The sequence below is a fragment of the Porphyromonas sp. oral taxon 278 str. W7784 genome, assembly GCF_000467855.2.
Classification (GTDB): domain Bacteria; phylum Bacteroidota; class Bacteroidia; order Bacteroidales; family Porphyromonadaceae; genus Porphyromonas.
On sequence record NZ_KI259237.1, the window covers coordinates 12,309 to 23,187 of the forward strand.

The window sequence follows — 10,879 nt, forward strand, 5'->3', positions numbered from 1 at the left end:
TTTTTTTGACGACCTACCGTAGGGTCCTTTTTGCCCCTTCTGAAGAGCCCTCCCTAAAGGGCTATCAAAGGGGTGCCTTCGGCAGGGCAAATCTGAAGGAGGAAGATCGGGTGTGAAGAATCAAAACTTTCTTAACAAAATTTGGTAATTCAAAATTCTTCTCTACCTTTGTCTCCGTGAACCTCGCCTCAGAGACGAGCAGTCACACCTCAAAGCAAACAACAAAGCAATCCAACAAGCTACAGTATGAATCAAACGTCTATGACAATGATGCGAATGTGGGTCGGCACAATGATGTGCACCGACACCATGTGGCGTATCCATAGGCGAAGCGATCAGGCTGTAGATCTCAGTATAGACATACACGGATAGATATATTTCTATCCCGAGCTTTCTGAAGCGCTTCTCATGGTGAATCCTAGAGAAGCGCTTCTTTTTTTGCATCCACACAACTAACGAAATAAACAAGAAGTCAATGAGAAAGAGTTTACTATCCCTCCTGCTTCTATTCCTCTCCGTAGGAATAGCTTGGGCTCAGAAGAAGCAGGTCTCCGTCACCGGCCTTATCCTGGCCTCGGAGAACAATGAGCCGATCGATGGCGCATCTGTCCTCTGCGTTGAGTTCCCCCGTAGCGGAGTACTCACCGACGCTAAGGGACGCTTCACCCTCACCCTGTCCGAGGGCGCCAAGCACCTCCGCATCTCCTACATCGGCTACGCTACGCAGACCGTCGCCCTCACGGGTCGTGAGCTACGTGTCGTCCTGCAGAGCACCGAGAAGACGCTCGACCCTCTAGTCGTCTCGGCCTACGGTACACAGCGACGCTCCTCACTCACCGGCGCTACGAGCAGTGTCAAGGCTTCGGCGATCGCCAGCGCTAAGGTCGAGTCCGTCGACAAGGCCCTCGCTGGTAAGGTAGCAGGCGTACGTGTCACCTCGCAGACAGGGGAGCCCGGTGCTGCTGGGACCCTTCAGATCCGTGGTGTCGGGAGTATCAACGGGACGACGGAGCCTCTCTACGTCGTAGACGGAGTGCCCATCACTGCAGGGGACTACGGGATCTCGGGACTGTCGTCCAACATCCTAGCCTCCATCAACCCTGAGGACATCGAGTCGATTTCTGTGCTCAAGGATGCTGCCTCCGCTTCGCTCTACGGCTCCCGTGCTGCTAACGGCGTCGTCATCATCACGACCAAGCGTGGTAAGCAGGGCAAGACCAACTTCTCCTTCAAGGCAAGCACGGGCTTCTCCCAGCTGGCTACCAATTCCTTCGAAGTGATGAACGCCACCGAAGCCTTCGACTACCAGCGTGAAGCCTTCATCAACCAGATCCTCTACAAGCAGGATGCTATCCTCCCCACCGGTGCTAACTATGCCAATCGTGCCGCCCTACGTAAGCAGGCCGAAGCTACCGTCACCGACAGCTACATAGCAGCGAACGACTATAGCTTCGTCAGGAGCAGAGAGACCCGCACGGACTGGAGGAAGGAACTTCTCGGCACGGGTAGACTCAGCGACGTCTCCTTCTCGGCAAATGCGGGCACCGAAGAGCTCCGCTACTTCGTCTCCCTCGGCTACAACGACATCAAGAGTATCGCTCCCTACGGAAGCTTCTCCCGCTACTCGGGTCTGCTGAACCTCGACAACAAGGCCACCAAGTGGCTCGACCTCTCCTTCAAGGGTCAGGTGTCCTATACCGCCCAGCAGGGTATCGGTGACAATAGCCGACAGAGCGCAAGTGTCAGCCTCACCCACCCCACGATCCTCGCCCTCGTCTCCCGCCCCGACCAGCCCGTTCGTCTCGCTGATGGGAGCTACAATCCCGCTGCTGCACCGATGAAGCGTGGGGACAATCCGATCGAACTCCTTGATCCCGATCGTGTGCTCAATCAGCTGGGTACCCTCCGTGGTCTAGCTGGTGCCAATGCACAGATCACCTTCACCGACTACCTCTCCTTCAAGACGACTAACTCCATCGAGTACACACTCGTCAAGAGCCTTCAGTACACAAGCCCCTTGACCTCCGACGGTGCTCGTGTAGGTGGACAGGGTATACGTCTCAACAATGAACTTACCGTCAAGACGACCTCCAACGTACTGAACTTCAACAAGGACTTCGACCGCCACCACGTCGACGCACTCGCTGGTATCGAAGCCCAGTCCTTCGAGCAGCTCCGCCACGGCTTCGCTGTCAATAAGTACTCTACCTCCAAGCTCAAGGAGCTTGGCAACGGTCAGGTAGTCGACAGCGAAAGCAACCACTACGGTAGCTTCCTCCTCTCCTACCTCGGACGCCTCAACTACAACTACAATAGCCTCTACTACGCAGGTCTGAGCCTTCGTAACGACATCTCCTCTAAGCTCGGGAAGAACAATCGCTCCGGGGTCTTCTACAGCGTCTCGGGCGCATGGCGCTTCGGTCGTGAAGCCTTCCTCAAGGACAATAAGTTCATCACCGACGCTAAGCTCCGTGCCTCCTATGGTACCAATGGTAATCTCCCCGATGCAGAGTACTCCTGGAGAGGTCTCTACTCCTTCGGCGGTAGCTACGGACCTGAGTCTGCCATCTACCTCAGCCAGCTGGCTAACCTCGATCTAGGCTGGGAGAAGAGCCGAAGCCTCAATGTCGGCCTTGACCTCACACTGGCTAAGCGCTTCACCCTCGGTATCGAGTACTTCGACAAGTACACGACTAACCTCTTGATGCAGGTACCCGTCTCCTACAACCACGCCGTGACTACCTATCAGGACAATAGTGGGGAGATCTCCAACCGTGGTGTAGAGATCGAGCTCCATGCTTCCGACCTACTTCGCTCCAATAAGCTCCGCTGGGATCTCGACTTCTCCCTCACGAAGATCCGCTCTCGTGTCGAGGCTCTGCCCAATGGCGACATCATCAGTGGTCCTAACAGTATCTACCTCTATCGCCAGGGGAGCGACGTCTATACCTTCTACCTCCCTCACTACGTCGGTGTAGACCAGGCTTCAGGGCTGGGTAAGTTCCTCATCGACCCCTCTAAGCCCGAGAGCCCAGACAATATCACCTACAACCATGCAGAGGCAGGTCGTGGCCCCTCTAAGTCTGCTTACCCCAAGATCTACGGTGGTCTCACCAACAGCCTATCGTACGGTGGCTTCACTCTGAGCGCACTGATCAGCTATCAGTTCGGGGGCTACATCTACGACCACTTCGATGCCTTTGCTATCGCCGATGGGCAGCGCTCCACTTCGATCAACGCCAGCAAGGAACTCGTAGGCAACTACTGGACTCCTACCAACACCGGTGCTTCGAATCCCCTGCCTATCCTGCTCAATCCCCTGCGTAGTGGTAGCATATCGACCCGCCAGCTCCACTCTTCGGACTTCATCCGTCTCAAGGAAGTAAGCCTCAGCTACCGTCTTCCTGAGAGCCTGACGAAGAGCCTTCGTATCGGATCAGCTAGCCTCTCCCTGACGGCTAACAACCTCGCCTTCCTCTACGCAGCTACGAAGAATAGAGAGCTCGAAGCAGCCCTCAACGGCTTCCGCTCTGCAGACATCCCTGCCCTGCGCACCATCAGCTTCGGCCTCAACGTTGGTTTCTAACTCTCAATCCCAGTATTCCGTTATGAAAAGATTCGCATTATATACCCTCCTCTCCTCTGCTGCCTTCCTTACCTCTTGCGGTAAGCAGCTCGAACAGGTACCTTCCTCCTCTCGTGCCGAGGATCAGTCCATCGAGACCGTCAGCGATCTGAAGCTAGCAGTCAATGGAGTCTACGCCGCACTAAACAACCAGTTTGGATACAGCGGAGAGACCGCCCTCTATGCCGATGCTAAGGGAGGAGACATCAAGGCTATCTCGACAGGCAACAATCAGACGCTCACCCTCCATACCTTCCGTACCGACAAGAACTCCTCTATCTCAGATGGAGCCTATCAGGTATTCTCGACCGTCTCAGGCCGTGTCAACAATATCCTCAAGTACGCTCCGAGCATCGCCGAGACTGCGCCCCAAGCCGACAAGGCCCGTGCTAAGGACTACATCGGTCAGCTCTATGCACTCCGAGGACTTGCCCACCTAGAGCTTGCCCGCCTCTACTGCTACATTCCTTCTTCAGGGGTCAATGTAGATGCTAAGTACTCTGGTATACCCATCATCAATCAGGTATTCCCCCGTAGCCATCAGTTCCAGCGCTCTACGCTCCGTGAGACCTACGACTTCATCATCTCCGACCTGACGAAGGCTCTGGAGACACTGAGCAAGGAGAAGATCGCTAACTCAGGCAACCTCAACTACTGGGCTACGGCAGGGCTCCTCTCCCGTGCATACCTCTACAATGGCGATTGGCAGAATGCCTACAAGTACGCCAGCGAGGTGATCAGCTCCAGTGGCTACAAGCTCTACACCCCCGAGGAGTACCTCACTGTCTGGTCGAAGACCGGCACATCAGAGTCCCTCTTCGAAGTACTCACCACGGACAAGGACAACGCAGGGCTCAATAGCATCGGGAGCTATACTAACCCCAGTGGCTATGCAGAGTTCGGTACCTCGGAGACCTTCCTCTCTTGGCTCCGAGCTAACCGTGCAGACGACATCCGCACCCAGAGTATCACCGAGCGAGCTAATGCCGATGGTGGCAACAAGGGCTACTATACCATCAAGTACCCAGGGCAGGCAGGTGCCAGCTCGCCCACAGGGGTGAATAACTTCAAGGTCATCCGTCTCTCTGAGCTCTACCTCATAGCCGCTGAAGCCCTTCTCAAGGGTGCTACTGCTTCTGATGGCAAGACGGCTCTTGACTACTACAATGCACTCCGTAGCCAGCGCTTCACTAGCTACACGGCTGCTACCTCCGTGACTCTCGAGGACATCCTCAGCGAGCGACGCATCGAGCTCTTCTGCGAAGGACATCGTCTCTTCGACCTAGTCCGCAACAAGAAGAACATCACCAGCGAGTACATCCCCATCGGTAACGAACTCAATTACCTCGATGCTCAGCTCCTCATCGATCTACCCGAGCGTGAGAAGAACATCTCTAAGGACCTTGTACTACGTGCAGCCAAATAACGCCCACCCTATCCACTGGCACCAATACGCAACTTTGCCCCTCGATCGTCCTCTCGACGATTGAGGGGCTTCCCTTTTCTACCGCCCTCGGAGGCGTATCAATTCTGCTACTCGAGAAGTATCCACAGATAGGCATATCTGAAGAAGCACCCTCCATCCCCCATAAGGATGGCGGACTACACCCTCCAGAAGCACACCACAGATCTATACAGAAAATGGGACTACAGGCAAGGCATCAGCCACGACCTGTAGTCCCATTCTATTTGTTCGTAAGAGAAACGCCCTTCTTAGACGTAGACTTGGATCACACGCACCAGTTCGGCGTGAAGCTGCCTATTGATCTGCTCCCGCAGTTCTCTCAGGCGAAGGTTGAGCTCTTGGCACACAGCCGACGACGAGACTCTCAGGCGAAGCACTCCTTCGTCGAAGCGTATCTCTACTACCCAACGATAGAGATTTCCCAGCACTTCGGGCAGGTAGCCCATCATCCGATGTACCAGCAGTTGCTCGTACATATCAGGGTCCTCATCCCACAGCGAGGCTATTGCTTCGCCGAGCTTAACCGTCTCACTCTGCTTCATGATCTAGGCTCATCTATGGCTCGTATCTCCCCCTCGGAGACTTCGAAGAGGCGGTAGTCTTCGCCCCAGCTCGTGACGATCTCATCGAGGTGCTTCCTATTAGTATCGGTGATGAAGATCTGCCCAAAGTCACTTCCACCGACGAGCCTAATGATCCGCTCAACACGCTCGGCATCGAGCTTGTCAAAGATATCGTCCAGGAGCAGAAGGGGGCGCTCAGGGTTCGTCTTGGAGAGCAGGGCATACTGGGCGAACTTCAGTGCGATGAGGAAGGTCTTATTCTGCCCTTCGCTCCCGACCTTACGGATCAGTTCACCCTCGAGGAGCATCTGCAGATCATCCTTGTGTAGCCCAAGGGTCGTATAGCCCATGAGGCGGTCTCGCTGACGAGCTGTACGTAGCGCTTCGAGGCAATGTCCCCCTTCGTCCGACAGCGAAGAGCTGTAGTCTAGACGTACTTGGTCACGCCCACCACTGATGGCTGTATAGAAGTGCTGGAAGAGGGGAATAAAGTCCCGTATGAAGGCACAGCGTCGCTCGTAGATCAAAGGACTTACCTGCTCCAGCTGAAGGTCCAGCACCTCTAGTACAGGATCCGAAGCCGACAGGCTCTTGAGGAGGACATTCCGCTGCTCGAGGATCCGATGATACTGGGCTAAGGCAGCCATGTAGACACTATCCTGCTGGGAGAGCTGGCGGTCGACGAAGCGCCGGCGCTCATCGCTACCTCCGAGGATGAGCTGATAGTCCTGAGGGGAGACGATGACTAGAGGGAAGGCTCCGATATGCTCGCTGAGCTTGGTGTATTCCTTCTTATTACGGCGAAGGATCTTGCGGTGCCCCGGCCGTATCTGGAGCAGTAGCTGACGCTCGTCTCCGAAGTCACTCTTGTAGACCGCCTCTAGGATCGAAGCTTCCTCTCCCTGCCGTACAGCTAGACTGTCGGTGATCGAGAGATGGCTCTTCGTGAAGGAGAGGTAATGCAGGGCATCGAGCATATTCGTCTTCCCCATACCATTCAGGCCGATGAAGCAGTTCACCTTGGGCGAGAAGATGCAGGAAGCCGAGGCAATGCTCTTGAAGTTGAGGATATGCAGTCGGTCGAGGATCACGAGTGAGGGATATTAGTTGGCCGAGGTATTACGAGCCATCTGCTCCTTGGTCGAGAGCATACCGCAGGCTGCAGAAATATCTTCGCCTCGGGAGGTACGTATCGTCGTGGTATAGCCCCGTGCTTCGAGGAGATTCTTGAAGTGCTCCATCTTATCCCGAGCCAGAGGTCTCAAGGGCACATTAGGGATCTGATGGAAGGGGATAAGGTTGATACGGCAGGGGATACCACGCAGTAGGCGGGCAAGCTCTACGGCATGCTCCTCGCTATCATTGACTCCATCGAAGACGATGTACTCGAAGGACACTCTTCGCTGGCCTGTGAAGTCTGCCTCACGGATCATCTGGAGGGTATCCACCAGAGGAAGGCCACCTTCGGCAGGCATGAGCTCAAGGCGCCCTTCGTGGAAGGGGTTATGAAGACTCACCGCCAGATGGCAGGTCGTCTCCGAGAGGAAGCGCTCTAGGCCTCGTCGTACACCTACAGTAGAGAGCGTGATACGCTTGGGCGACCAAGCCAGTCCCCAGGAAGCAGTCATCACCTCGATGCTCTTCATCACATTGACAGCGTTGTCTAGTGGTTCGCCCATCCCCATATAGACGATGTTCGTCAGGGAGAGGGATTCCTCGACGGAGAGCACCTGATTGATGATCTCACCCGTGGAGAGATTCCCCTTGAAGCCCTGCTTGCCCGTCATACAGAAGAGGCAGTCCATCTTACAGCCCACCTGCGAAGAGATGCAGAGCGTCGCCCGATCCTTGTCTGGGATGAAGACAGCTTCGATGAGTCCGCCCGTAGCGACCTGGAAGAGGTACTTGCGTGTACCATCCTGGGAGAGCTGACTCATGACGGGAGCCGTACGCCCTACGGTGTACTGCTCGGAGAGGAGCGCTCGATTGGCCTTGGAGAGATTGGTCATCTCGTCGATGGAGGTGACACGCTTGTCGTAGAGCCACTGTGCGATCTGCTTCCCCGTGAAGCGGGGCATCCCCAGGGAGGTAACTAGGTCAGTCAGCTCCTCTAAGGTACGGCCTAGGAGTATTTGCTTGCCTGTAGGCATTCTATCTGGATAAATCGTGTAATGCTAAGGCTGCCCGTAGGACATATTCCCTACAGACAGCCTTAGGTATAACTAGATTCGGAGGCAAAGGGTTGTCCCCTCTAGCGTCGTCCTCCGAAGAGAGGGATCAAGGTGCTTACTAGTAGAAGCGACCGCGGTTGTCCTTGATCTTGAGATTCTGGATGAAGTTAGCGAAGACTCGGTAGCTGTACTGACGAGCTAGGCCAAGTTCCTGCTGCTTGATCTGTGCACTGACAGCAGCTGGATCATTAGGCGTAGCAGCTACTGGCTGTAGTACCATGACCTCAGCGTTGTTGGCAGCGAAGGGCTTAGAGAGCTTACCCATGGGGGTAGTCATCGCTACGCCGTTGAAGGTAGCTGGCTCGCTACCACGGACGATATAGCTGACATCCACGAGGGTGTCGACCTTCGTCTGGAGCTCCGTAGCATAAGCATCAAGCGAAGCGAGGTGCTTAGCTTCGAGGTTCTTAGCCAGCGTCTCTGCCTTCTTCTTACCCGAGAGGTAAGCGACGATCTCTTCACGGACAGCGGAGAGAGGAGCTATGCCTGCAGGCGTGTGCTTGACGACTGTGGGGATGACAAGGTAGTCAGTACCACAGGTGTAGAGCTTCTGCCCGACTTCGCCCTCCTTAGCATTGAGAGCCCAGCTGATGACCTGGCGAGAGCTAGGTATCTGACCGAGGGCAGGAGACTGCGTGGAGATGGGGATATTGCGAGCGACGCTGAAGCCTTCCTTCTCAGCCTTCTTAGCCATAGCTTCGAAGCCACCGCCACCGCCGAGGATGCGGTTCATCGCAGCATACTTCTCATTGTACGTCTCAGGAGAGAAGGTCGCAGGGATAGAGACGAAGGCTACCTGATAGGACTCTACAGCGGGCTGAGGATTCTCAGCACGGACGAGCACAGAGATAGGAGCACGTCCCAGACGAACTACCGTGCCGACGGGGACCTTGTACAGGGTATCGAGGTTGAGACCAGAACCCTGAGCGATCTGGATCAGCTTAGATTCGGAGAAGGTGCTATCGACCATACCATAGCGGTTAGGCAGCTGGATGAGACCACCGCTAGCAGCGGTGCTCTGGTCGAGGCTGTGCTTCTTGGCCAGCTCGGCGAAGCTTGCTCCAGAGTTGAGCTGAGCCATGATGCTATCGGCCTGACCCTTGACGCTGTCGCTCAGTACGATCATACGGACAGAGACACCAGAGGTAGCCATCTTCTTGCCGACGAGCTTGACGACATCGTAGCGATCACTCACGAGCTGAGGATCGTTGACTGCACCAGCTTCGGATCCCTTGATGAAGGCGACCTGCTCGGCACCTAGGCCAAGTTCGTCGAGTTCGGCACCGGTGAGGAAGGTCTTAGAGAAGAACTTGCTCGAGGTCGTGTAGCCACGGAGTACCTCTTCGATGTTGGAGGCAGTAGCCGTGCGAAGCTCAGCGACAGCCTTGTTCTTCTCATCAAGCGCGACCTTGTAGTCTGCCTGTGAGGGCACGACCTGCAGGCTGATGTAGCTGACTTCGGTCAGCGGATACTGCATCTTGTAGAAGTCCTGATGTTCGTCGTAGTACTTCTTCACTTCGCTGTCGCTAGGCTTAGCGGCTTCGTCGGTGATCATAGCAGCGGAGGTACGCACCAGAGCGATGCTACGGCTCTCCTTGCCGAGGGCGAGCTCACGGTCTACGTCGTTGATCTTGTAGGTACGTGAGAGGAGGGTCGTGAGCTTCTGCTGCAGACGCTGAGACTTGATCTGCTTCTGGAGTTGCTCGAACTGGCTCTTAGCCTGGAGGAGCTGAGCACGCTGTTCGGCAGGGGCAGCCTGGATCTGCTTATCGGAGAGACGCTTGATCAGATCGTTGATCTGCTGTTCGTCCGTCGTCCCGAAGAACTGCGAAGCCAGTGGCGAGGGAGCGATCCCCTTCCCTACGAGGAGGGCGTAGAGCTCTTCGTCTGAGACGCCAAGACCGACGCGAGAGGTCACCTCGGTGAGCGCATACTCAGAGATGTACTCCTGAGCCAATTGATTGTTCAGCTGCATGCGTTGTTCGTCGGAGAGCTGCTGACCCTGAGCCTGAGCTTGGTCTTCGAGCTCTTTGAGACGTACGCTATACTCTTCGATCGAGACATCTTTGTCATCGATAGAGAGGGCTGTACGCTCGCTCTTGCTCCAGAAGGTTCGGCCACTGGTGAAGAGGTCACCGACGACGAAGCCCGCCAGGGCGATCCCGATGACGACGACCAGCAGGACCGAATGACTTCGGATCTTCTCTAATACTGCCATTGTCTGTTTTTACCTATGGGGTGAATAGTGTTTATATTTCAAGTCTTTGAGCGACAAAGATACAAACACTCGGACGAATACTCAAACGGCTGTGCCTGGAGCGTCTAAGACCTCCTGCTCCTCCTCCGAAGAAGCTACCCCTTCATCGCCCCAAGACGCCCCCGCCGATCAGGATCCGATGCCCTCCCGACAGAGGGGAGGGACGTACTCCTCCCCCTCTCCGCCCAGGACGAAGAGAAGTCCCTTCGCTCCCCTACTCAATATCCCCTCTCCCCCTCATCCCTACCACTAAAAGGAAGCAGGCGGATCATCCCCCTATTATTATGGTATAGCCATCGGGAAGAAGAGCCCTAGAAGGAGACCCGCTCCCGCACCCCCAAAATGGGACCTACGGTAGGTCGCCTTTGCGACCCACAGTGGATCGTCATCACGACCTACAGTAGGTTTTTTCAGCGACCTACCGTAGGTCCTTTTTTGCTCCCTCTGAGGATGCCCTCCCAAGAGACCGAAACAGCCCCCCTTTCCACCATGGAAATACCCCTTGCTGAAGGGCGAAGGCGACCCTTCGTTTCGGTCGGGAAAATCAGGCGAAAAAGCTACGAGGATGAATGTCCTTTTTCGAGGACTCAGAAGGAGGATAAAAGTGGGGGATCGAGGACGGGAGGAAGAGCTGTCCGTAGGGAAACAAAAAGGTGGGCTAGCACCTGATGTGCTAGCCCACCTTCTATTAAGTGAGGGGAACTACTTGACCTCTTCGAAGTCAGCGTCGGTGATGTT

6 protein-coding genes are annotated in these 10,879 nt (G+C 55.4%); 2 read left to right on the forward strand and 4 right to left on the reverse strand.

Annotation, left to right across the window (positions count from 1 at the left end; all coding sequences use genetic code 11):
- Positions 1 to 475: 475 nt before the first annotated feature.
- A complete protein-coding gene (locus tag HMPREF1556_RS05025) occupies positions 476 to 3,586 on the forward strand; it encodes a SusC/RagA family TonB-linked outer membrane protein (RefSeq protein WP_021667240.1) in 3,111 nt (1,036 codons plus the stop codon).
- A 22-nt stretch (positions 3,587 to 3,608) separates the two neighbouring features.
- Positions 3,609 to 5,051 carry a RagB/SusD family nutrient uptake outer membrane protein gene (locus tag HMPREF1556_RS05030; RefSeq protein WP_021667241.1) on the forward strand — a complete coding sequence of 481 codons (1,443 nt, stop codon included), beginning with the start codon at positions 3,609 to 3,611 and terminating at the stop codon, positions 5,049 to 5,051.
- A 287-nt stretch (positions 5,052 to 5,338) separates the two neighbouring features.
- On the opposite strand, the gene HMPREF1556_RS05035 is transcribed toward HMPREF1556_RS05030, so the two are convergent.
- The 4 genes from HMPREF1556_RS05035 to HMPREF1556_RS05050 all read right to left on the reverse strand — a co-directional run bounded on the left by HMPREF1556_RS05035 (position 5,339) and on the right by HMPREF1556_RS05050 (position 10,102).
- Complete coding sequence (locus HMPREF1556_RS05035) at positions 5,339 to 5,632, reverse strand: DUF721 domain-containing protein (RefSeq protein WP_021667242.1); 294 nt, start codon at positions 5,630 to 5,632, stop codon at positions 5,339 to 5,341.
- Entirely contained in the window at positions 5,629 to 6,744 is a 1,116-nt protein-coding gene (locus HMPREF1556_RS05040) for a DNA replication/repair protein RecF (protein ID WP_021667243.1), read from the reverse strand. The genes HMPREF1556_RS05035 and HMPREF1556_RS05040 overlap by 4 nt, the downstream gene beginning before the upstream one ends.
- Positions 6,745 to 6,756: 12 nt before the next feature.
- Positions 6,757 to 7,803, reverse strand: a complete 1,047-nt coding sequence (gene rlmN / locus HMPREF1556_RS05045) for a 23S rRNA (adenine(2503)-C(2))-methyltransferase RlmN (protein WP_021667244.1) — start codon at positions 7,801 to 7,803, stop codon at positions 6,757 to 6,759.
- Positions 7,804 to 7,942: 139 nt separating this feature from the next.
- Positions 7,943 to 10,102: a peptidylprolyl isomerase gene (locus tag HMPREF1556_RS05050; protein ID WP_021667245.1), complete on the reverse strand. Its 2,160-nt coding sequence runs from the start codon at positions 10,100 to 10,102 to the stop codon at positions 7,943 to 7,945.
- Positions 10,103 to 10,879: the final 777 nt, after the last annotated feature.

What these genes read in the sequence shown, in the direction of transcription:
- HMPREF1556_RS05050 (WP_021667245.1), bottom strand. Translation starts at nt 10,102, where the DNA reads ATGGCAGTATTAGAGAAGATCCGAAGTCATTCGGTCCTGCTGGTCGTC.
- rlmN (WP_021667244.1), bottom strand. Translation starts at nt 7,803, where the DNA reads ATGCCTACAGGCAAGCAAATACTCCTAGGCCGTACCTTAGAGGAGCTG.
- HMPREF1556_RS05030 (WP_021667241.1), top strand. Translation starts at nt 3,609, where the DNA reads ATGAAAAGATTCGCATTATATACCCTCCTCTCCTCTGCTGCCTTCCTT.
- HMPREF1556_RS05025 (WP_021667240.1), top strand. Translation starts at nt 476, where the DNA reads ATGAGAAAGAGTTTACTATCCCTCCTGCTTCTATTCCTCTCCGTAGGA.
- HMPREF1556_RS05035 (WP_021667242.1), bottom strand. Translation starts at nt 5,632, where the DNA reads ATGAAGCAGAGTGAGACGGTTAAGCTCGGCGAAGCAATAGCCTCGCTG.